Source organism: Comamonas odontotermitis, assembly GCF_020080045.1.
GTDB lineage: Bacteria > Pseudomonadota > Gammaproteobacteria > Burkholderiales > Burkholderiaceae_C > Comamonas > Comamonas odontotermitis.
Genome location: NZ_CP083451.1, coordinates 1,837,831 through 1,858,407 on the forward strand (window position 1 = coordinate 1,837,831; position 20,577 = coordinate 1,858,407).

Below are 20,577 nucleotides of genomic sequence, written 5' to 3' on the forward strand. Positions count from 1 at the left end.
TCCGCTGCTTGGCGCAGACGGAGTATGCGCTGCTTGCTATCTATTTTGCATGATTTCCTGCCATGCCGCATAGGCGGCCAGCACCGCAGCCTGCTGGGCGGTGTGCGCCAGGCGGAAGTCATCGCCAATGACGGTCTGGTCCGGAAACTCGGTGATCAAGGTGACCGGCGCGGGCGACGCTGCATGGGCGCTGATGGTGCAGGGCGTGCCATGGCGCAATGTGAAAGGCTGCAGCCCGGAGTGCTGCTGGTAGTGGTGCAGCTGGCGCGCGTTGTAGGCCGCAAGGCCCGGCACCTGGGTGAGGGCGAGGGCCACCTGCTCGGCCAGGGCAACGGCTGCGTCCTCCCAGCCATCGTGGTAGCGCAGGATCAGGAAAAAGCCCTTGGGCACGGTCCACAGGTCAAAGCCCTGCGGTATGTAGCCGGTGAGCGGACGTGTCCATTCGTGTGCGGGATAGCCGTGCAGGCTCAGGTGGAGCTGCGCCCCGCTGCCCGCCAGCGCATCGCGGCGCACGGCGCTTTCGTACCAGGGCGCGGAGTCGCGGTATTCCAGGTCGTCGCCCAGCGCGGTGTAGCGTGCGGCGTGGTGCATCTGCTCGGGCGCGTAGCTGCGGTACCACTCGTGCAAGGCGTAGCCATCGGGGTTTTCGACGGGGATGTAGGCAAAGTGGCTGTCAGGCCGGGCTGCCAGCGCCAGTGCGCCGCGCAATGCACCGTGGGTGCCGGAGATCTCGTTGGCATGCTGGCCGCCGCTCAGCAGCACGGCGTGGTTGCTTCCCTTTTTGTAGGTGGCAGCAATTGTGCGGCCTTGCACGCTGCGCCCTTGCCAGGCGGTGCCATAGGTGTCGAACAAGGGCTGCGTCAGCTCGGCAATCTGCGCCAGGCTCGGGGCTTGCTCCAGTGCAGCCGCAGCCTGGGCGGCCGCTTCTGCGCCTGCAAACGCAGCGGCGCGCTGGCCCAGCGGCTCAGGCAGCGGGAGGGCCTGGCTTTCAATGCGTACCGAGATGTGCTGCAGCGCCAAGGGATCGGAGCCGGTTGCCATGCGGATATCGGGCACCATCTGCCCGGGCTGCAGGCGCCGGTCACCGGCCGGTCGGCCCGACAGGTGCTGAAAATGCTCCAGCAGCGAGAAATACAGCTCCTCATGCATGGCCTCGGGCGTGCTCATCACTTCGCCCGTGCCGGTGATGGGTTGCTCAAAGCCTGGCAGCTCCATGTGGATGTGCAGGCGGCCGAAGTAGGGCTCCCCAGCAGGCCAGGGTTGCTGGCGAATGCATTGCATGGCCTGCTGGTAGGCCAGCTCGTAGTCGGTGGAGAGCGGTGCATCGTGCATGAAAGCACCTTGCGAATCCTGCGATCGCTCCCAGCCGCACGGGGTGATGCCGTGCCCGCCATGGGCGGTCTCGAAACGGCGGTTGGGGGCAAAGACATGCATCTGCTGGTGACGGCCACCCCGGTAATGCAGGTGCAGGCTGTAATGGTCGTCGCCGCTGCCATGGGTGTTGGCCTGCATCTTCAGATCGATGTGCGAGAGCATGGCAGCCAGCGGATAGGCTTCCAGCAAAAAACGATTGTTGGCAGCATCGGCATGCACCGGGTAGTGCAGCTCCACAGCGCGCAGGCCGTCCATCTGCACTTCTTCCAGCAGCGCGTGTACCAGGGGCTTGTAGCTGCTGCGGATGCGGGCACGAATGCCCTGGGCAGCGAGCTGCTGCTCGGCGGCACGGCGCGCCTGAACGCCTTCAAAGCACCAGAGCTGCCAGAAAACGTCGGGCTGCGGGTCGGCGAGGCGCTCCTGAACCCACTGGGTGAGCGTGCGATCGATGGTGCTGGAGAGCAGAATGGTCATGGCGGGGAGAGAAGAATAGATTCTTGCAATCCATCAGCATAGGGCAAGCGCAGTGCCCTTGCTGTCTCCCCGGCACATATTTGCAGTGTGGATTTCAGAACGTGTTTACGTTCTCAGGCGTCGTTGGTATCGGGGTCGGCAGCAACGATGCGGCTCACGCTCGCGGGCACATCCTTGCCCATGCGTCGGTCGCGGAACAGCGCGGCACGCATCAGGAAGATGGTGGTGACGGGCACCGTGACCGCAATGAACACCGCAATCAGCAGGGCGTGCAGCGCGGTGGCATGGCTTTGCAGGGTGACATGGATGATCGAGCCCCAGACGATGCACCAGCAGCCCGCAGTGGCAATGATGGCAGGCGAGTGCACCCGCTCGTAGTAGCTGGGCAGACGGAACAGGCCCAGAGCCCCGGCCAGGGCGATCAGCGCCCCGGTCAGCACCAGCACGGACACCACGATCTGGGCCCAGATGGGCAGGTCGATTTCGGTCATTCGATCACCTCGCCGCGCAACAGGAATTTGGCCATGGCAGTGGAGCTGACGAAACCGAACAGGGCAATCAGCAGGGCTGCTTCAAAATAGTTGACCGAGGCATAGTGGATGCCCAGCACCAGCATGACCAGCATGCCGATGAGGTACATGCAATCGAGCGCCAGAACACGGTCCTGCGCCTGCGGGCCCTTGAGCAGGCGGATCATGGCAAACAGCATGGCCAGCAGCAGGATGAACAGGGCTGCCGGCATGGTCCAGGCAAGAATGGTGTTCATTCGAAAATCTCCATGAGTGGCCGTTCATAGCAGGCCTTGATGTGGTCGATGATGCCTTGCGGATCGTCGGCCTCCAGCACGTGCAGCAGCAGGATCGAGCGGTCGCGCGAGACCTCGGCCCATGCCGTGCCCGGGGTGATGCAGACAATCATGGCCAGCACGGCAAGGCCGTTGGGATCACGCAGTTGCAGGGGCACATGCACAAACCCTGCAGGCTTTTTGCGGCTGCCGGGCATCAGCAGCAGGCGCAGCACCGCCAGGTTGGAGCTGAGCGAATCGCGGGCAACGCGCAGCCCCAGGCGAATGATGGTCCAGGGCTTCTTGATGCTGACCTGGCGCGGGCGCAGACCTTGCGTAAGCATCGGAATCAGCCAGCCAAACAGTACCCCGAGAATGATCTGTCCGGCGCTGGCGCTGCGGTTGAGCAGCAGCCACACCAGGCACAGAAACACGGACAGAAGCGGCGCGGGAAAAAGGCGTTTCATGGCGCAGAACCTCCGGAGGTAGGTGCATCAGGCACAGGCATGGCGCCAGGGAGGGCGTCTGGCTCCGCCAGAAGGTGCGAAGGGGCAGCGCTGGGCGAAGGCAGCGGATCCTTGTCCAGCACCGAGCGCATATAGTTGCCCGGAGAGTGGAGGTTGTTGGCAGCGCGCTGCGTATAGCGCATCACGTCTCCTGCGTAGACCACCATCAGCACGGTGCAGCCCAGCAACAGACCAATGGGCAGGCCCTCGATCACCTTGAGCTTGGGTGGCTTGCGGCTGATGCTGGACCAGAACTCACGAATGCCGATGCGCACCAGCGCCGTGAGGGCCATCAGGCCGGTGCCGATGAGCGCCGCCATGAACAGGCCTCCGAGCCAGCCGATCTTGTTGCCTGCCGATGAGCCCAGGCCCAGGGGGTTGAGCAGCGCGTCGAGCATGGCAAACTTGCCGACAAAGCCCGACAGCGGCGGCAGGCCCGAGATCACCAGGGTGCAGACCACGAACGACAGGCCCAGGAATGCCATGGAGGCGGGAATCACCCGGCCGATCAGCACTTCCTCGTCCTCATCCAGATTCAACCCTTCACGCGGCAGCAGCTCGGGGGTGAGAAAGGGGGCTTCTTCATCGTCAAACCGCACCACATCACTGCCCTCGGTACGCCAGCGGTCGATCAGGTCTGCCAGCAGGAAGAGCACGGCGACGGCCAGCGTCGAGCTGGGCAGGTAGTACAGCAGTGCAGCGGTCATCAGGTTCTGCCCGAAGCCCGTTGCGGCAAGCAGGGTGCCCGCCGACAGAATGGCCGCGTAGCCGGCCACATAGCCAAGCCGCTGTGTGCCCAGCATGGCAACACCTGCATAGCCCATGGTGGCCAGGCCGCCCAGAATCAGCCAGGCGCTGCCAAAGTAAGCGGATGGCCCGGCTTCGGTGCTGAACATCAAGGTCCACAGACGCAGGATGGTGTAGATGCCCACCTTGGTCATCAGCGCAAAGATGGCGCCTACCGGTGCGGTGGCCGCGCCATAGGCGGGCACGAGCCAGAAGTTGAGCGGCCAGACGGCGGCCTTGATCAGGAACGCCGTGGCCAGAATGCCGGCTGCGGTATGGAGCAGGCCCCGGTCAGCGCCGGAAACACTGGGAATGATGCGTGCCAGATCGGCCATATTCAGCGTGCCGGTGATGCCGTAGAGCATGGACACGCCGATCAGGAAGAGCGAGGACGCTGCCAGATTGATGGCGATATAGTGCAGGCCGTGCTGCACGCGCGCCTTGCCCGAGCCATGCAGCAGCAGGCCGTAGGATGCCGCGAGCATGATCTCGAAGAACACGAACAGGTTGAACAGGTCGCCCGTGAGAAAGGCCCCTGCCAGCCCCATGAGCTGGAACTGGAACAGCACATGGAAGTGCACGCCCGCGCGGTGCCAGCGGGCACCCGAATAGATCACGGCGCAGGTGGCCACCACACTGGTGGTCAGCAGCATCAGCGCGGACAGCCGGTCGAGAACCAGCACGATGCCGAAAGGCGCGGCCCAGTTGCCGGCCAGGTAGACGCTCATCGTGTTGGCAACGCCTTCCTGGTTGCTCCATTTGACCAGGGCGATGGCAATCGCCAGGCCCAGGGTGCAGGAGGTGATGTTCATGAGCAGCTTGATGCGCTGGTGCTGCTCGCTCAAGGTCAGCATCAACGCTGCCGTCAGCATGGGCAGCAGGATGGGGGCGAGCAGCAGGTGCGGCATCAGACGTTCGGTCAACGCAAGCAACGACATCAATGCATCTCCTGCACGTCGTTGGAGTTTGAGCCGTCCACATGGTCGGTGCCGCTCATGCCGCGCGATGCCAGCAGCACCACCAGGAAGAGCGCCGTCATCGCAAAACCGATGACGATGGCCGTCAGTACCAGAGCCTGCGGCATGGGGTCGGCGTAATGCATCAGGTCGGTGGGGACACCTGGCTGGAGAATGGGCTCACGGTCTACGGCCAGGCCCACGCGGCCCATGCTGAAAATGAACAGGTTGACGGCATACGACAGCAGCAGCAATCCCATGATGATCTGGAATGTGCGCGGGCGCAGCAACAGCCAGACGCCGGAGCCGGTCAGCACGCCAATGGCAATGGCAAGAACGATTTCCATCGGTCGCTTCCTTATGGTTGTTGTGCCGCAGCGTCTGCATCACGCTCGCCCTGCTGGCGTTCGTGGTAGCGGAAACCCCGTACCGATTGGTGAGCAATACCGGTGAGCAGCAGCATGGTGGAGCCCACCACCAGCGAGAACACGCCAATATCAAAGAACAGGGCACTGGCGACATGGATATCGCCGACCACAGGCAAGGTGAGGTGTGCGGTATGGCTGGTGAGGAAGGGGTAGCCGAAATACCAGCTGCCCACCCCGGTGCCCAGCGCAAACAGCAGACCGGCTGCAATCCACCGCCGTGGGTAGATCGGCATGTGCGACTCCACCCAGTGCGTGCCCGAGATGATGTATTGCAGCAGCAGGCCGATGGACAGCGTAAGACCTGCGACGAAGCCGCCTCCGGGCTCGTTGTGGCCGCGCATGAACAGGTACATGGACACCACGGCGGCAAATGGCAGCAGCAGGCGCACCAGCACGGCGGGCACCATCAGGTAGCCGATGGCCGTGTCGGTGGCGGTACGCGGGTTCAGCAGATCGGTGTGCAGGTCGGCAGGCAGGAAACGCTGCTGCTCGGGTACATCCATGGCTTCGGGCGCAGGGCGGAAGCGCCGCAGCAGCGCGTATACGGTCAGGGCCACGATGCCCAGCACCACGATCTCGCCAAAGGTGTCAAAACCCCGGAAATCCACCAGCATCACGTTGACCACATTGGAGCCACCCCCCTCGGTGAGGGCGCGTTCGAGGAAGAATCTGGACGTGCTCTCGGGGAATGGGCGGCTCATCATCGCAAACGAGAGCCAGGCCATGCCGCCGCCCGCCAGAATGGCGATCAGCATGTCGCGCCAACGGCGCATTGTCACCATGGCCCCTTGCTGGGATACCTTTTTCAGACGCTTGTCACGCTTGGGCAGCCAGCGCAGGCCCAGCAGCAGCAATACCGTGGTGACCACTTCGACGACCAGCTGCGTCAAGGCCAGGTCGGGCGCAGAGAACCACAGGAACGTCAGGCAGGTTGCAAGGCCTGCACCCCCCAGGGTGACCAGCGCCGCCAGGCGGTGGTATTTGACCAGGAACGCCGCCGACAGCGAGCAGCTGATGCCGATCACCCAGAGCAGCACGAATGATGGAGACAGGGGCTGGGATGCGCGGTTGCCCAATTGCAAGCCGTGGATCAGCAGGGGCAGGGTGGCAGTGATCAGCGCCGCCAGCACCAGCCACAGCGCCTGCCATTGCCAGCGCCGTGTACCCAGCAATCGGCGCAGGTTGCGCGCCATGTTGGTGATGAGTGCCATCACTCCCAGGAAAACGCGCTGGCCATTGAACCAGCTGGCAACCGGCGCATGGTCCACATAGTTTTTCGCACGCAACTGGCGCAGCAGCAGGTAAAGCAGAATGCCTGCCAGCATGGCGACGACGCTCATCACCAATGGGGCGTTCACACCATGCCAGACGGCCAGACTGAATTCCGGCAAAGTGCCGCCCACCACCGGCAGCGCTGCCGCATCCAGATAGCGGCCGACAGCCCAGGCCGGAAAAATGCCGACCAGCATGCAGATCAGGACCAGCAATTCGATGGGCACACGCATCCAGTGGGGTGGCTCGTGTGGCGTGTGCGGCAGGTCGGTGGCCGGTGGGCCAAAAAATACATCGACCGTGAATCGCAGCGAATAGGCGACGCTGAAAACACCGGCCAGCGTTGCAGCAACGGGCAGGGCGGTCTGCAGGAATGGCGTGGTGTTGATGTACACCGTCTCTGCAAAGAACATTTCCTTGGACAGAAATCCGTTGAGCAGCGGCACGCCAGCCATGGCCGCACTGGCCACCATGGCCAGCGTGGCGGTGATAGGCATCATCTTGCGCAGGCCGGAGAGGCGCCGGATGTCCCGGGTACCGGATTCATGGTCAACAATGCCCACCGCCATGAAGAGCGAAGCCTTGAAGGTCGCATGGTTCATGATATGAAAAACCGCAGCCACGGCTGCCAGCGGGCTGTTCAGCCCCAACAGCAGCGTGATGAGGCCCAGGTGCGACAGGGTTGAATACGCCAGCAGCGCCTTCATGTCGTGCTGGAACATGGCGATATAGCCGCCCAGCAGCAAAGTGGCAGCCCCTGCGCCGCCGACCAGCCAGAACCATTCCTCGGTGCCGCTCAAGGCTGGCCACAGGCGTGCCAGCAAAAACACGCCCGCCTTGACCATGGTGGCCGAATGCAGGTAGGCGGAGACTGGCGTCGGCGCCGCCATGGCGCGTGGAAGCCAGAAATGGAACGGAAACTGCGCGCTCTTGGTTAATGCGCCCAGAAGAATCAGCACCAGGGTAGGTGTATACAGGTCATGGGCGCGGATCTGATCGCCCGCAGCCAGAACATTGTCCAGCTCATAGCTGCCGACGATGTGCCCCAGCAGCAAGACGCCTGCCAGCAGGCACAAACCGCCCGTGCCGGTGACGGTGAGCGCCATGCGCGCGCCCAGGCGGGCGTCCTTGCGGTGGTGCCAGTAACCAATCAGCAGGAACGAGAAAAGGCTTGTCAGCTCCCAGAAGAAGACCAGCTGAATCAGGTTGCCCGACAGCACCACGCCCATCATCGATCCCATGAAGGCGAGGAAGAACGAGAAAAATCGCGGCACGGGATCGGCCTGCGACATGTAATAGCGCGCGTACAGCACCACCAGCGAACCGATGCCCAGCACCAAGATGGAGAACATCCAGGCAAAGCCATCCATGCGGAAATGCAGGTCCAGCCCCAACTGACCCAGCCACGCCACGTTTTGGTGGACGACCCCGTTGTTCTGCGTCTCCGGAAAGAGCAATGCCACCTGAACAGCACAGAAAACGCTGATCGCCCCGGCCAGCGTTGATTCGGTATTGCGGGCGTTGGCTGGCAGCAGCGCTGCAATTGCGCTGCCGATGAAGGGGAGAAGGATCAGGTAAGAGAGTGCCATTTTTTGTAAATTCTACAAGCCAGCTCATCTTTTACTGCTACGAAAACCCGAGCAAATTCAGGATATTGCCGCACGCTACCTGATAGTAAATATCCTATGTGTGCGTCTGCAAACACGGCAGCAAAGGCCCTTGCTTATTGTGCAGTGCGAGAAGCCGAGGGAAGCGGAGGTTCGGGCGTCGCAAAGCTTTTCCCATTCACTGTCAACCCGCGCTGCGACAGTTGCGCCGCCTTTTTTTGCCCGATACCGGAGACGCGCAGCATCAGGTCTGCCCAATCCGTGAACGGCCCCCTCTGGCGGGCCTGCAGAATGCGGCCCGAGGTGGCGGGGCCGATGCCATGGATGCCGTCCAACTGGGCTTCGGTGGCCACATTGGCCTCCACCTGAGCCCATGCCAGCTGGGTGCACAGGGCCAAACCGACGAGACTCCAACGCCATTGCATAGAACCTCCTGCATCCCGACGAACGCCGGGGTCGAGATCCGATGCTAGCAGAGCTTCTGTCAGTTCAGCGGGCTTAGAACGTGTTTACGATTTCTACGCAGCCGCGTTGGAGTGCAATCGGGATGAGTTCGAAGCGATGGGCCGCAGCTTGCACCGGGGTGCAAGCAAGGGCGAGCGCGCAGAAATCGCCCGATTTCACTCCAACCCGGAGGGACAGTGGTTTTGCGGGCGGTCTGCGTCGTTGCAGCGCTTGCCAATAGCAGGCTATTGGCTGCGCACTGCGCACTGCGCCTCGCATCCCATCCCGCAGAAACACTGTCGCGGCGCGAGGAGATCGTAAACACGTTCTTACTGCTCTTCGACGCGACGTGGCGGGTAGCTGTCCCACGACTGGCAGCCCGGGCATTGCCAGAAGTGTTGACGTGCCTCAAAGCCACAGGCAGCGCAGCGGTAGCGTGTCAATGGCTTGACGGCAGTATCCAGCGCGCGCTGAATGGCGGGGTGGTGCTCTTCGTGAGACAGGGTTTCTTCTGCCAGCCAGCGACCGGCTGCGACGAGTGAAGGTTCGTGGGCCAGATGCTCGATGTACCACTCGCGACCCAGGGGCGGTATGGCGGCAGGCACCATGCCCAACTCGTCCATCTGAACCAGGCTCTGCATCACGTCCAGCGAAGGATCGCTGGCGTAATTGGCCCGCAGCAGGTTGCGCACCTCGGCCTTGCGATCATCGGTCTTGGCCAGTTCCACCATCAGGGGGGCGACCAGCGGCACGGAGGAGGGTGAGACGGCCGCCAACTCCAGCAGGGTGCTCAACGCGGAGGCGGGCTCGCCATGCTTGTGCTGCAACTGGGCGAGTTCAATGCGCGGCCGTGGCGCGCGTGGCGCTTCGGACTGGGCTTCGTGCAGCAGCGCACGGGCGGCATCCAGTTTGCCTTGCGCCTGCTGGGCCACGGCCTGCTCGCACAGATAGTGGGCAATGCGCACACTGTAGTCGCCCTGGCCGTTGGACTGCATCTGGCGTGCAATCTGTACAGCCTGCGGCCAGTCGTGGGCGCGTTCGTAGATGGCAAGGCGCGAGAGGCGCGCTTCGTTTTCGTACGGGGTATCGTCCAGGCGCGCCAGGGCATCTTCGGCACGGTCGAGCAGGCCGGCCTTCAAAAAATCGAGCGCCAGTGCGTGCTGCGCACGGTCGCGCTCGGCCTTGCCGATGTCGGCGCGCTGCAGCAGATGCTCGTGCACGCGCACAGCCCGGCTGTACTCGCCACGGCGTCGAAACAGGTTACCCAGTGCGAAATGCAGCTCGGCCGTGTCCGGATCGTTTTGCACGGCTTCGATGAAGGCGTCAATGGCCTTGTCCTGCTGCTCGTTGAGCAGGAAATTCAGGCCTTTGAAATAGGCCTTGGGGGCGCTGCGGTTTTCGCGGCGGATCTGGCGCAGGTCGAAGCGGGAGGCCAACCAGCCCAGCACAAAGGCAGCCGGAAAGCCCAGCAGAATCCAGGAGATATCAAATTCCATGAGGAGGCAGCGGTTCGGCCTTGAAAGAGGCGTCGGTCACATTGGCGGCGGGGACTGCGGGTGGCTCGGCCGCTGGAGGTACGGCAGCGCGCTGCGCAGCCTTGCGATGCTTCCACCAACGCGGCACCATGCCGACGATGCCCACGATCACGCCCGCGCTGAAAGCCAGCAGCACCACAAGCACGAGAGGCGCCTGCCACTGGGTGCCAAAGAAAAAGTGCACCAATACATCGCGCTGGTTATTGAGCGCAAAGGCAAACAGCGTGAAGAAAATGACTGCCTTGAGCAGCCACAGCAGGTATTTCATAGAGGGTGCAGAAAGGGCCTGGCGCCATTCTACGTTCATTCATGGGGCTGGCTGCGCGACCACCATCTCTATGCGTCTGCCCGGCAGGCTCACGCGGAGCCGGTGGATCTATGCCGATGTGAGCTGCTTGGCCATCTGCACGGTGGTCAGGCCGCTGTGCCACTCCTCATCGGGGCAGAAGCCGGTTTCCTGGTAGCCATGGCTCCCGTAGAACCCGCGTGCCTGCAGGTTGAAGGTGTCTGTCTCCAGGCGCGACTGCGCATGGCCCGCTGCCACCATGGCCGCTTCGGCATACCGCAGCAACCGGCCGCCTATGCCTTGCCCTTGATAGCGGGGCGACACATGCAGGGCATCGATGAAATCGCGGCTCCAGTCAATGACGCCTGCGATCTCGGCGCCAGACACGGCCACATGCATGGCACAAAGGCGTTCGCCTACATAGCGCAGGGTGCTGCCAGAGCTTTCGAAGCGTGCAATGGCGGCTGGGGTCAGTACCGGCTTCCAGGTGGCTTCATAGGTTTGCCCAAGAATCCGCACGATGGCATCTGCGTCGCCCGGCAAGGCTGGCCGAATGGTGATGGTAGACATGGTTGGCAATCCAGCGGTGTCTGTGCTCCTTGTTGGAGGGCTGGAGCTGGAGAGAAGAACAAGCCCTTGGGCGGGCTGAAGCTCCTCAATGCAAGGAGCTTTTAGAATGAGAGGTGACGAGCCTTACCCCCGGCACTGGATCCACAGTTAGGGCTGCTTGGTTCCCCACCTGACCCGGTTGGCCGCTTCCCCATGCGGGGAGGCCCGTCAGGGGTGCATTGTACCGAAAGAAATGGAGGCTTTTGGCTTGAAAGGCCAAAGAACGATGCCTGATGCGTGATGACGGTGCAGGTCTGGCCGGTTGTCGGTTGCACAAAACAGTGCGGGGCTGGCGGGGCCTCCGACTGCCCGTAGAATGCCTGCCTATGTCCTATCTCGTTCTCGCCCGCAAATACCGTCCACGGAATTTCTCTGAAATGGTGGGCCAGGAGCATGTGGTGCAGGCATTGACCAATGCCCTCACCCAGCAGCGCCTGCACCATGCCTATTTGTTCACGGGAACGCGTGGGGTGGGCAAGACGACAGTCTCGCGCATTCTGGCCAAGTCGCTCAATTGCACGGGGGCCGATGGCACGGGTGGCATCACGGCAACCCCGTGCGGCGTGTGCCCGGCCTGCGTCGAGATCGACAGTGGCCGCTTTCCTGATTACACGGAGCTTGACGCCGCCTCCAACCGTGGCGTGGATGAAGTGCAAGGCCTGCTGGAGCAGGCGGTCTACAAACCCGTGCAAGGGCGCTTCAAGGTCTTCATGATCGATGAAGTGCACATGCTCACCAATACCGCCTTCAATGCCATGCTGAAGACGCTGGAGGAGCCGCCCGAGTACCTGAAGTTCGTGCTGGCAACCACCGATCCGCAAAAGGTGCCGGTGACCGTGCTCTCGCGCTGCCTGCAGTTCAACCTGCGGCCCATGGCGCCTGAAACGGTGCAGGAGCATCTGGGGCGCGTGCTGGCCAACGAGAATATCCCGGCCGAGACCCAGGCGCTGCGTCTTCTGTCGCGCGCAGCGCGTGGTTCCATGCGCGATGCGCTCAGCCTGACCGACCAGGCCATTGCCTTCGCCGGCGGCCAGTTGCAGGAAACGGGTGTGCGCCAGATGCTGGGCGCGGTCGACAGCAGCCATGTGTTCCGCCTGATTGACGCGTTGGCGCGCGGTGATGGTGCGGAGGTGGTGGCAACCGTTGATCAGTTGCGCCACCAGGGGCTGTCAGCCGCATCCACGCTGGAAGACATGGGCGTGCAGCTGCAGCGCATGGCCGTGCTGCAGGCTGTGCCCGAGAAGGCCCAGGCTGCCGTTGCGAATGACGATGCCGAGCAGCAGGAGGTTCTGCGTCTTGCGCAATTGATGCCTGCAGACGAAACCCAGCTGCTCTACAGCATTGCCTTGCATGGACGGGCCGAGCTGGGGCTGGCGCCTGACGAATATGCAGCACTGACCATGGCGCTGCTGCGTCTGCTGGCCTTCAAGCCTGCGGGCGCGGCTGAAAAAAAAACTCTGAATAGCACGATTGCTGCCGCCGCACCACAACCAAAACCACCGGTGGCGCCTGTACAGCAAGCGCAGCCAGCTATCAAAAATGCAGAGCCAACGGCATCTGTGTCCGCACCCGCACCCGTGGCTGTGCAGGAGGCAGCGCCCGTGGCTGCAGAGCCTGTCGCAGCACCGGCTATGACCCAGCCGAAGCCGGAGGAGCCTGCGCAGGCCGTTGTTGCAGCCTCTGCAATGCCTGCTGCCCCCGCTCCGCTCGCATCCGCCACGCCTGCCGCACCAACCGCGCAGGCCAGCCCCGCTTCCGTGGTGGAACAGCCCGTCGCGCCCGATGCAGCGCCTGTCCTTGCATCTGCGGTTACACCTGCCAGCACCTCCGTCGATGCCGTGCGGCTGCCGGTACGCACTGCGGAAGACCTGATTCCTGCGCGCTCTCACCCTGCCGAGCCGTCTGTCGCCGCGGACGAGGAAGCGCTGCCGCCGGAAGAGGGCGATGACGACGAGGACGCGATACCTGTGGCGCCGGTGGACGCCGACGATGCACCGTATTTTGACGACGTGCCGGATGAAGCCTACCTGGATGATGCCGCGCCTTCCGGATCTGCACCCACCCTGCCTGACGTGCGGGCGGCCGATGAGCCACCTGCGCAGCCCGGCTTGATTGCCTTGCCCGTGCAGGCGCACCAGGCAAGCGATTACGACCGCCCCGCCAGCTTTGGCGACAACCTGGGCCGGGTGCCGCCGGAGTTTGCCGATACGCCAGAAGGCGGTTTCTGGAACGAGACCGTGCTCAAGCTGATCGAGACCGAGGCGATTACCGCCGTGGCGCGCCAACTGGCACTGCGCTCGCAGCTCATCCGGCGCGAAGCCGATTGCTGGTGGCTGCGGGTGGATCTGGAGACGCTGGCGCAGCCCGGTACGGTGGAGCGCTTGCGCACTGCGTTGGTGGCAGCGGGCCTCGTGGGCAGGATCGAGATGAGCGTGGGGGCGGTGGAAGACTGCCCGGCACGGCGCAAGGCGCATGCACAGCAGGCGCGCCAGCGCGCGGCCGAAGATGTGGTGCGCAATGACCCCTATGTCCAGTCTCTGATACAGCAATTTGGCGCGAAAATAGTGCCAGGCAGCATTCAGCCCCTATGATGATGTGTTGGGCCGCGTACAAGTGATACGCGTGCCGCAGAGTTTCAAATAGAAGGATCTTTCATGTTCAACAAAGGACAACTCGCAGGTTTGATGAAGCAGGCCCAGGCCATGCAGGACAACCTGAAAAAGGCCCAGGACGAGCTGGCCAATATCGAAGTCGAAGGCGAGTCGGGTGCGGGCCTGGTCAAGGTGCTGATGACCTGCAAGCATGATGTCAAGCGCGTGACGATTGACCCGAGCCTGTTGTCCGATGACAAGGACATGCTGGAAGACCTGGTGGCTGCCGCCTTCAATGCGGCCGTTCGCAAGGCGGAAGAGACCAGTAACGAAAAGATGGGCAAGATCACTGCGGGCATGCCCGGTCTCCCAGGTGGCATGAAATTTCCATTCTGATTATTTTGATAGCATGCACCGCGCGCTAGATAAGCGTTGCGGTGCTTTTTCTTTTGGAATTTACCATGTCTGATACCAGCACCCTTGAAGCCCTGGTGCAAGCGCTGCGCCGCCTGCCCGGGGTGGGCGTCAAATCGGCATCGCGCATGGCATTCCATCTTCTGCAGAATGACCGCGAAGGCGCCGAGTTGCTCTCCCGTGCATTGCATGAGGCCAGCACCCGCGTGCGCCATTGCGAGCGCTGCCACACCTTCACGGAAAACGCCATCTGCGAAACCTGCCTGGATGCGGGGCGCGATGCGGCCCGCCTGTGCGTGGTGGAAACGCCCGCCGACCAGGCGGCGCTGGAGCGCACAGGAGCGTACAAGGGCCTGTACTACGTGCTGATGGGGCGCTTGTCACCGCTCGATGGCATCGGCCCACGCGACATCGGCCTGCAGCAATTGCTGGAGCGGGCCAGCGATGGCGTAGTGCAAGAAGTGATTCTTGCCACCAACTTCACGGCAGAAGGGGAAGCCACCGCACATGTGCTGGGCGAAGCCCTGCAGCGCCGTGGCATGGGCTTCACGCGCCTGGCCCGAGGCGTGCCGATTGGCAGCGAGCTGGAATATGTCGATCTGGGCACCATCGCCCATGCCTTGGCGGACCGGCGCTGAGACCGACTTCTCGCTGCATGCTTGCGCCAACGTGCCATTGCGCCGCCGGAGGCCGGGCGCAGGCCGGTTCTTCTGGCAGCCATTCCCAGTCGTTGGGTATGTGCGGGCTCGTATTTCCGTGCTTACCCGCGTTTTCCCGCCGGATGTCCGGTTTTCGACAGCAGTGATTGCATAGTACAACTACAATTTCATACGGGTCTTGATGGCGTCTCATGCATTTTCTGCATGATCGCCGCTGCTGCGTGGCTCGTCTCGTGGATTTGCCGGTACTTCTGCTCGCACGCCTGGTTTGCTTTGATTCATTTCCCGATCCCACGATTTCGTCGCCTTCCTTGCGTAGGGGCGCGCGCTGTGTCGCCACAGTGCAGCCTTCCAGAGGCATCGGCGTAATCGATGGATCGGAAAACGCAAAGCCACGCGCAGAACCAAGCCCTTTTTTCGTGAACTGCAACGGCTGCGCTTGCGCCGACTGCGACTTGTGTTTTTAGGACTTCTGCGTGCAATCTACTGCTGTATCCAAGAGAAATATTCTGGCCGCTGTCATTGGCAATGCGCTGGAATGGTATGACTTTCTCGTCTTCGCCTTCATGACGCCCATCGTGGCCAAGCTGTTCTTCCCGAGCAATCCGAACGACCCAAGCGACGACCTCAACAAGATCCTGATGACCACGGCGGTGTTCGGCGTGGGCTTTTTCATGCGTCCGGTGGGCGGCATCCTGCTGGGCCTGTATGGCGACCGCAAGGGCCGCAAGGCGGCCATGGTGATGGTAACGGCCATCATGGCGGTGGCGATTGCACTGATCACCTTTGCGCCGACCTACCAGGGTGTGGGCGTCTGGGCGCCGATCTTCATCGTGCTGGCGCGCCTGCTGCAAGGCTTTGCGGCGGGGGGCGAGTTCGGTACCTCGACGGCCCTGCTGATCGAGCTGGCACCCAAGGGCAAGCGTGGCTTCTACGGCTCCTGGCAGATGACGGGGCAGATGGCCGCCTTGCTGATCGGTGCCGCCGTAGGTACCTTGATCACTGATGTTTTCAGCCACGAGCAGCTCATGGGCTGGGCCTGGCGCATTCCGTTTGCCGTGGGCCTGCTGATCGTGCCGGTGGCGATCTACATCCGCCGCCATGTGGAAGAGCCCGAAACCTTCTTGAAGCTGCAGGCAGCGCAGAAGGCTGGCACCATCAAGCAGGTGGGCGTGCTGGAGATGCTGCGCACCCACGCGCGCGAAACCCTGGTGGGCATGGGCCTGGTGGTGACCGCCACGGTGTCGATCTACATCACCTTCACCTATCTGGTGACGTACTCCACGGTCACCCTCAAACTGCCGTTGCATGACACGTTCATGGTGCAGATGGTGGGAGCTGCGATGATGGTGGTGCTGATGCCGTTCATGGGCGCATGGTCGGACCGCGTCGGCCGCCGACCGCTGATGATCGGCTCCCTCATTGGCTACCTGCTGGTGCTGTACCCGCTGTACGCGTGGCTTACCGATGGCCCGACGATTGCGAAGCTGATGACCGTACAGGTAGTGGTGTGCGTTTTTGTTTCGGTGTTCTTTGGTGTGTTCAGCACGGTGATGGCCGAATTGTTCCCCGCCCACGTACGCTCGGTGGGCATGTCCATGGCCTACAACATTGCCGTGATGGTGTTTGGCGGGTTCGCGCAGTTCATCGTCACCTGGTTGATCAAGACGACGGGCTCGACGATGTCGCCCGCTTTCTATGTGATGTTCGGCGTGACGCTGGGCCTCATCGCCTCGTTCTTCATCCGCGAACGCGCGCATGAAGAGCATCTGGATGCCTGATGGTCAGCTAAAAAACGAAGGGGCTGAACCAGACAGGTGCTGGCACCCATGAAAAACCCGGCTGCGCAGATGGCGAGCCGGGTTTTTTATTGCCGCCAAAGCTTAGGAGGGCAAGGCCAGCGTGGCCAGGTCAATCAGGGGATGTATAGGTTTGCAGCAGATCCTGCCACTGCGACTCCAGGGCGAGTACCGGGGTAGCGAGCGGCGGCGGCAGCAACTGGTCTACGGCCTGCTGCAGCGTCAGCCCCAATTGCTTGCCGAGCAGCAGGGAGTGGGCAATCAGGACCAGACTGTCATGTGGCACATCGGGCCACGCCGTAGCGGCTGCGGCAGTGAGTGCCATGGCATGTTCCTGGTACAGGGCGATGCAATCGGGCGGGCGTGGTGCATTGCTCTGCGCAACCGCGTCCAGCATGCCTAACCAGGCATGCAATTGCTCGACACGCAGACTGGCGAGCAATTGGGGAAGCGAAGTGTAGATGTGCCGCTTGGACAGCTCCTGCGACTGTGCCATGCGCAGCAGGTTGAAAAGCAGCGTGGGCTGGGCTTGCAGAAACTGGGTGAGCGCTTCTGGTTCGGCGTTGGCCTTCAGTTGGGCCTTCAGGGCACGGGCTTCCCTCACGGTGGGCAGCACCACGCGTGCAGGCACAGGCTCTGGCCGCCGCACGGCATAGCCTTGCAGCAGGTCCACCTGGTTTTCCTGCGCCAGCTGCAACTGGGAGGCAGACTCGATCTTGTCGGCAATCAGGGTGACGCCCGGGATGCGCCGACCCCAGCGGATCATCAGCACGGCGCGCTCGGCAGCCAGCACGGAAAAATCGATCTTCAGGTAGTTGACCAGGTCATGCCAGGGCGCATATGCGGAGTCGAGGACCGAGTGGTTGAAGGCCAGCGCAAAACCCTTGTCGCGCAGCGCCGCAAGCGCGGGGCGGCGGGCTTCCACTTCGCTGGATGCTGCATGGCCCAATGAAGGAATCTCCAGGACTACCTTGTCCGAGGGCAGTAGATCGAGATGCGGGCTGCGCAGGCTCTCGTAAGTGGTGTTGAGAAACAGAAGTCCATCATCGAGCAGCGCCGCGGGCTTGAGGTGCGAGAGCACCGAGTGGGCGAGCGACAGGTCCGAGTCGATGGTGTGGGTGGACGCTGTGCGGGAACGGTTGAATATCTCGTGCCCCACTTGCATGCCATTGGCATCGCGAATGGACTGCCATGCGATAGGGGGGGCTGGAGAGGTGAAATCCATGGCGGCTGCCGCTGGACTGGAAGCTGGGGGTGGCGCGCTCGTATGTTGCATGTACAGCTGAACTTCCGTCTGTGCGAGCTGCCTGGTGAGTGGGTGGGCGGCGCAGGCGGTATCTGCAATTCGTTATGTCTCGGGGTTGGAAGTATTTTCGTCCATATTGTGCGCAAGCACTGACACAGATTGAATGAGAAGCACAGGTTTTTGTAGCAAGTTGCGCGTTCTGCCACAAAGGAATGAACGCCTATTTGTTACAACTGTGCTTCCAACCAGGCCAGTTCTGTCGGGCTGAATCCGGCCTGGCTGCGTGCTGCCAGATTGATGGGCGGTTTGGGGCGAGGAGCTTCGTAGCGGGCCACCAGATCGCTGTAATGGGCCTCGGGGTTGAGTCCCTGGGCTGCGCAGACATGCCGGTACCAATGGTTGCCGATGGCAACATGGCCTACCTCTTCACGCAAAATGATGTCCAGAATGGCCACGGCTTCCAGGGCGTCGGGCGCACCGGTTTGTTGCAATTTGGACTGGATCTGGGGTGTTGCATCCAAGCCACGGGCTTCCAGGGTGCGAGGCACCAGAGCCATGCGAGCGACGATATCGCCAGCGGTTTTCTCGCACATGGTCCACAGGCCCTGGTGTGCGGGAAAGTCGCCATAGTCGGCTCCCCACTTCTGCAGATGGGCGCGCAGCAGGCGAAAGTGCTTGGCTTCCTCTGCTGCAACCTGTAGCCAGTCCAGGTAGTACTGGCGCGGCATGCCAGGAAAACGCCAGATGGCATCGAGTGCCAGATTGATGGCGTTGAACTCGATATGTGCGATCGCATGCAAAAGGATGGCGCGCCCTTCAGGGGTTGCGGGCGAGCGACGCGCGACTGCCGTGTGGGGCTTGAGTTCGGGCTTGGCGGGGTGGCCGGGCAAATCTGCCGCAGGCGGAGCTGTCAACTGCGCATCGATTGCTATGGATATTGAAGCGCTTTGCGCATGCAGGGCAAGCGCCAGTGCAGATTTTTCTTCGGGATCGCGCACGCACAGGGCATGCAGGGCGCTTTGACGTAATTCCATCCCTACAATTATGGATCAGTCCGCAGATGCAGCGCCTCGGCCGTTGCAGGCAAGGGGCGTTTCAGAGCAAAAACAGGAGACATGATGGCGAAGTATGAATTGGATGGCGTGCAGCCCGAAGTGGATGCCGGAGCCTGGGTGGCCGACAGCGCGCAGGTCATTGGACGGGTGCATCTCGCGGCGGACAGCAGCGTGTGGTTTGGTGCCATTCTGCGTGGCGACAACGACCCGATCCGGGTGGGAGAGGGCTCCAACATCCAGGATGGCAGCGTGCTGCACACCGACAAGGGCAAGCCGCTGGATATCGGCCGTCACGTCACCATCGGCCACAACGTCATCCTGCATGGCTGCACGATTGGCGACGAGTCATTGATTGGCATGGGGGCCATCGTGCTCAATGGCGCCAGGATCGGCAGGCGCTGTCTCGTGGGCGCGGGGGCACTGGTCACCGAGAACAAGGAGTTTCCTGATGGCAGCCTGATCGTCGGCAACCCGGCCAAGGTGGTGCGCCAGTTGACCGAAGAGCAGATGGAAGGCTTGAAGCGCAGCGCGCAGGGATATATGGCCAATGCCAGCCGCTTTGCGGCGGGTCTGCGAAAATTACCGGAATAAGAATATGTTTGCGATCTCCGCGCCACGCGGCTGCACAGAGGTCGCAAGCATGTTCCAAACCATCGCCCGGGCACCGCAGGATGCACGCGGCGAACCAAGGATGGGAATCACGAGTGTCTGAACTGCATAAATTTTTGTTTGATGGCCTGCCCGTGCGTGGCGCGGTCGTGCGCCTGACGGAAGCCTGGCAGGAGATCCTGAAGCGCCGCGCGGCCAACACCACATCCGGTGCTTATCCGCTGCCGGTGCAGGAGCTGCTGGGCGAGATGACGGCTGCCGGTGTGCTGATGCAGTCCAACATCAAGTTCAACGGCGCGCTGGTGTTTCAGATCTCCGGAGATGGCCCCGTCAAGCTGGCGGTGACCGAGGTGCAGTCCAATCTGAGCGTGCGCTCCACTGTGACCATCAGCGGCGAGGTGTCCACCGACGCGAGCCTGACCGATATGGTCAACGTGCATGGCAAGGGCCGCTGCGCGATCACGCTCGACCCCAAGGAGAAGCACCCTGGCCAGCAAGCCTACCAGGGTGTGGTGCCGCTGGTGAACCTGGATGGCGAACCGGTGGACAGCCTCGCTGCCATCCTGCAGCAGTACATGCGCCAGTCCGAACAGCTGGACACCGTGCTGGTCCTTGCTGCGAATGAGCAGGTGGCGGCGGGCCTGATGGTGCAGCGCATGCCGATCAAGGGCGAAGCCAATCTGGCGGCCGGTAGCCTGAACACCGAAGACGACGACCAGATTGACCAGAATGAGGAATACAACCGCATCGCCCACCTGGCGGCCAGCCTGACGCGCGACGAATTGCTGAACCTCGATGTGGAAACCATTCTGCATCGCCTCTTCTGGGAAGAGAAGCTGCTGCGCTTTGTGCCGGAAGACGGCGAAGGCGGCCCGCACTTTGCCTGTACCTGCAACCGTGACCGTGTGGCGGGCATGCTGCGCAACCTGGGGCAGGAAGAGGTGGACAGCATTCTGGAGGAGCAGGGCCTGATCGAGGTGGGCTGCGAGTTCTGCGGCCAGCAGTACCGGTTTGATGCGGTGGATACCGCGCATCTGTTTACCGAACCCGGCAACGACCCGCCAGCTTCGAGTCGCATGCAGTAGGACCCGTAGGTCTGTAAGCTTCGCGGTACCTGACAAAAAACCACGCATTGCGTGGTTT

The 20,577-nt window shown here is 62.4% G+C and carries 19 protein-coding genes and 1 other RNA gene; 6 read left to right on the forward strand and 14 right to left on the reverse strand.

The annotated features are described in order from the left end of the window. Nucleotides 1–36 precede the first annotated feature (36 nt). The 12 genes from LAD35_RS08555 to ffs form a co-directional block, all read right to left on the reverse strand. Nucleotides 37–1,848, reverse strand: coding sequence for a M14 family zinc carboxypeptidase (locus tag LAD35_RS08555; RefSeq protein WP_224152258.1), 1,812 nt, complete (start codon nucleotides 1,846–1,848; stop codon nucleotides 37–39). 113 nt (nucleotides 1,849–1,961) lie between these two features. Then, nucleotides 1,962–2,339, reverse strand: a complete 378-nt coding sequence (gene mnhG / locus LAD35_RS08560) for a monovalent cation/H(+) antiporter subunit G (RefSeq protein ID WP_224152259.1) — start codon at nucleotides 2,337–2,339, stop codon at nucleotides 1,962–1,964. Continuing rightward, the gene (locus tag LAD35_RS08565) at nucleotides 2,336–2,614 is read right to left on the reverse strand and encodes a K+/H+ antiporter subunit F (RefSeq protein WP_224152260.1); all 279 of its coding nucleotides are present in this window, start codon (nucleotides 2,612–2,614) and stop codon (nucleotides 2,336–2,338) included. Before LAD35_RS08565 ends, mnhG begins: the two co-directional genes overlap by 4 nt. Continuing rightward, the gene (locus LAD35_RS08570) at nucleotides 2,611–3,099 is read right to left on the reverse strand and encodes a Na+/H+ antiporter subunit E (protein WP_224152261.1); all 489 of its coding nucleotides are present in this window, start codon (nucleotides 3,097–3,099) and stop codon (nucleotides 2,611–2,613) included. The genes LAD35_RS08565 and LAD35_RS08570 overlap by 4 nt, the downstream gene beginning before the upstream one ends. Continuing rightward, the gene (locus LAD35_RS08575; protein ID WP_224152262.1) at nucleotides 3,096–4,862 is read right to left on the reverse strand and encodes a monovalent cation/H+ antiporter subunit D; all 1,767 of its coding nucleotides are present in this window, start codon (nucleotides 4,860–4,862) and stop codon (nucleotides 3,096–3,098) included. The genes LAD35_RS08570 and LAD35_RS08575 overlap by 4 nt, the downstream gene beginning before the upstream one ends. Further along, the gene (locus LAD35_RS08580) at nucleotides 4,862–5,227 is read right to left on the reverse strand and encodes a Na+/H+ antiporter subunit C (protein WP_224152263.1); all 366 of its coding nucleotides are present in this window, start codon (nucleotides 5,225–5,227) and stop codon (nucleotides 4,862–4,864) included. The genes LAD35_RS08575 and LAD35_RS08580 overlap by 1 nt, the downstream gene beginning before the upstream one ends. 11 nt (nucleotides 5,228–5,238) lie before the next feature. Next, complete coding sequence (locus LAD35_RS08585; RefSeq protein ID WP_224152264.1) at nucleotides 5,239–8,169, reverse strand: monovalent cation/H+ antiporter subunit A; 2,931 nt, start codon at nucleotides 8,167–8,169, stop codon at nucleotides 5,239–5,241. A 134-nt stretch (nucleotides 8,170–8,303) separates the two neighbouring features. Then, complete coding sequence (locus LAD35_RS08590; RefSeq protein ID WP_224152265.1) at nucleotides 8,304–8,612, reverse strand: ComEA family DNA-binding protein; 309 nt, start codon at nucleotides 8,610–8,612, stop codon at nucleotides 8,304–8,306. A gap of 348 nt (nucleotides 8,613–8,960) precedes the next feature. Beyond that, on the reverse strand, nucleotides 8,961–10,127 hold the full coding sequence (gene lapB, locus LAD35_RS08595) for a lipopolysaccharide assembly protein LapB (RefSeq protein WP_224152266.1): 1,167 nt from the start codon (nucleotides 10,125–10,127) through the stop codon (nucleotides 8,961–8,963). After that, on the reverse strand, nucleotides 10,117–10,434 hold the full coding sequence (locus LAD35_RS08600; RefSeq protein WP_224152267.1) for a LapA family protein: 318 nt from the start codon (nucleotides 10,432–10,434) through the stop codon (nucleotides 10,117–10,119). The genes lapB and LAD35_RS08600 overlap by 11 nt, the downstream gene beginning before the upstream one ends. 108 nt (nucleotides 10,435–10,542) lie before the next feature. Further along, the gene (locus LAD35_RS08605) at nucleotides 10,543–11,022 is read right to left on the reverse strand and encodes a GNAT family N-acetyltransferase (RefSeq protein ID WP_224152268.1); all 480 of its coding nucleotides are present in this window, start codon (nucleotides 11,020–11,022) and stop codon (nucleotides 10,543–10,545) included. Nucleotides 11,023–11,134: 112 nt separating this feature from the next. Beyond that, nucleotides 11,135–11,231, reverse strand: an RNA gene (gene ffs, locus LAD35_RS08610) — signal recognition particle sRNA small type. A 156-nt stretch (nucleotides 11,232–11,387) separates the two neighbouring features. On the opposite strand from ffs, the gene dnaX reads away from it, so the two are divergent. The 4 genes from dnaX (at nucleotide 11,388) to LAD35_RS08630 (ending at nucleotide 16,506) form a co-directional block, all read left to right on the forward strand. After that, nucleotides 11,388–13,652 carry a DNA polymerase III subunit gamma/tau gene (gene dnaX / locus LAD35_RS08615; RefSeq protein WP_224152269.1) on the forward strand — a complete coding sequence of 755 codons (2,265 nt, stop codon included), beginning with the start codon at nucleotides 11,388–11,390 and terminating at the stop codon, nucleotides 13,650–13,652. A 63-nt stretch (nucleotides 13,653–13,715) separates the two neighbouring features. Further along, the gene (locus LAD35_RS08620) at nucleotides 13,716–14,048 is read left to right on the forward strand and encodes a YbaB/EbfC family nucleoid-associated protein (RefSeq protein WP_184709307.1); all 333 of its coding nucleotides are present in this window, start codon (nucleotides 13,716–13,718) and stop codon (nucleotides 14,046–14,048) included. Between the two features lie 65 nt (nucleotides 14,049–14,113). After that, complete coding sequence (gene recR / locus LAD35_RS08625) at nucleotides 14,114–14,704, forward strand: recombination mediator RecR (protein ID WP_224152270.1); 591 nt, start codon at nucleotides 14,114–14,116, stop codon at nucleotides 14,702–14,704. A gap of 497 nt (nucleotides 14,705–15,201) precedes the next feature. Beyond that, nucleotides 15,202–16,506, forward strand: coding sequence for an MFS transporter (locus tag LAD35_RS08630; RefSeq protein ID WP_224152271.1), 1,305 nt, complete (start codon nucleotides 15,202–15,204; stop codon nucleotides 16,504–16,506). Nucleotides 16,507–16,636: 130 nt separating this feature from the next. Here the strand turns inward: LAD35_RS08630 and LAD35_RS08635 are convergent, their stop codons facing one another. Both LAD35_RS08635 and LAD35_RS08640 read right to left on the reverse strand, forming a co-directional pair. Next, the gene (locus LAD35_RS08635; RefSeq protein ID WP_224152272.1) at nucleotides 16,637–17,749 is read right to left on the reverse strand and encodes a YuxH family protein; all 1,113 of its coding nucleotides are present in this window, start codon (nucleotides 17,747–17,749) and stop codon (nucleotides 16,637–16,639) included. A gap of 248 nt (nucleotides 17,750–17,997) precedes the next feature. Beyond that, the gene (locus LAD35_RS08640) at nucleotides 17,998–18,804 is read right to left on the reverse strand and encodes a ferritin-like domain-containing protein (protein WP_224152273.1); all 807 of its coding nucleotides are present in this window, start codon (nucleotides 18,802–18,804) and stop codon (nucleotides 17,998–18,000) included. 84 nt (nucleotides 18,805–18,888) lie between these two features. On the opposite strand from LAD35_RS08640, the gene LAD35_RS08645 reads away from it, so the two are divergent. Together LAD35_RS08645 and hslO are read left to right on the forward strand one after the other, a co-directional pair. After that, nucleotides 18,889–19,416: a gamma carbonic anhydrase family protein gene (locus tag LAD35_RS08645; protein ID WP_224152620.1), complete on the forward strand. Its 528-nt coding sequence runs from the start codon at nucleotides 18,889–18,891 to the stop codon at nucleotides 19,414–19,416. Between the two features lie 113 nt (nucleotides 19,417–19,529). Next, nucleotides 19,530–20,519 (forward strand): Hsp33 family molecular chaperone HslO, encoded by a 990-nt coding sequence (gene hslO / locus LAD35_RS08650; protein WP_224152274.1) that lies wholly within the window; start codon nucleotides 19,530–19,532, stop codon nucleotides 20,517–20,519. Nucleotides 20,520–20,577: the final 58 nt, after the last annotated feature.

What these genes read in the sequence shown, in the direction of transcription:
- LAD35_RS08565 (WP_224152260.1), bottom strand. Translation starts at nt 2,614, where the DNA reads ATGAACACCATTCTTGCCTGGACCATGCCGGCAGCCCTGTTCATCCTG.
- LAD35_RS08645 (WP_224152620.1), top strand. Translation starts at nt 18,889, where the DNA reads ATGGCGAAGTATGAATTGGATGGCGTGCAGCCCGAAGTGGATGCCGGA.
- LAD35_RS08620 (WP_184709307.1), top strand. Translation starts at nt 13,716, where the DNA reads ATGTTCAACAAAGGACAACTCGCAGGTTTGATGAAGCAGGCCCAGGCC.
- LAD35_RS08580 (WP_224152263.1), bottom strand. Translation starts at nt 5,227, where the DNA reads ATGGAAATCGTTCTTGCCATTGCCATTGGCGTGCTGACCGGCTCCGGC.
- LAD35_RS08575 (WP_224152262.1), bottom strand. Translation starts at nt 4,862, where the DNA reads ATGTCGTTGCTTGCGTTGACCGAACGTCTGATGCCGCACCTGCTGCTC.
- dnaX (WP_224152269.1), top strand. Translation starts at nt 11,388, where the DNA reads ATGTCCTATCTCGTTCTCGCCCGCAAATACCGTCCACGGAATTTCTCT.
- mnhG (WP_224152259.1), bottom strand. Translation starts at nt 2,339, where the DNA reads ATGACCGAAATCGACCTGCCCATCTGGGCCCAGATCGTGGTGTCCGTG.
- LAD35_RS08570 (WP_224152261.1), bottom strand. Translation starts at nt 3,099, where the DNA reads ATGAAACGCCTTTTTCCCGCGCCGCTTCTGTCCGTGTTTCTGTGCCTG.
- lapB (WP_224152266.1), bottom strand. Translation starts at nt 10,127, where the DNA reads ATGGAATTTGATATCTCCTGGATTCTGCTGGGCTTTCCGGCTGCCTTT.
- recR (WP_224152270.1), top strand. Translation starts at nt 14,114, where the DNA reads ATGTCTGATACCAGCACCCTTGAAGCCCTGGTGCAAGCGCTGCGCCGC.
- LAD35_RS08635 (WP_224152272.1), bottom strand. Translation starts at nt 17,749, where the DNA reads ATGGATTTCACCTCTCCAGCCCCCCCTATCGCATGGCAGTCCATTCGC.
- LAD35_RS08605 (WP_224152268.1), bottom strand. Translation starts at nt 11,022, where the DNA reads ATGTCTACCATCACCATTCGGCCAGCCTTGCCGGGCGACGCAGATGCC.
- LAD35_RS08600 (WP_224152267.1), bottom strand. Translation starts at nt 10,434, where the DNA reads ATGAAATACCTGCTGTGGCTGCTCAAGGCAGTCATTTTCTTCACGCTG.
- LAD35_RS08640 (WP_224152273.1), bottom strand. Translation starts at nt 18,804, where the DNA reads ATGGAATTACGTCAAAGCGCCCTGCATGCCCTGTGCGTGCGCGATCCC.
- LAD35_RS08555 (WP_224152258.1), bottom strand. Translation starts at nt 1,848, where the DNA reads ATGACCATTCTGCTCTCCAGCACCATCGATCGCACGCTCACCCAGTGG.
- LAD35_RS08585 (WP_224152264.1), bottom strand. Translation starts at nt 8,169, where the DNA reads ATGGCACTCTCTTACCTGATCCTTCTCCCCTTCATCGGCAGCGCAATT.
- LAD35_RS08590 (WP_224152265.1), bottom strand. Translation starts at nt 8,612, where the DNA reads ATGCAATGGCGTTGGAGTCTCGTCGGTTTGGCCCTGTGCACCCAGCTG.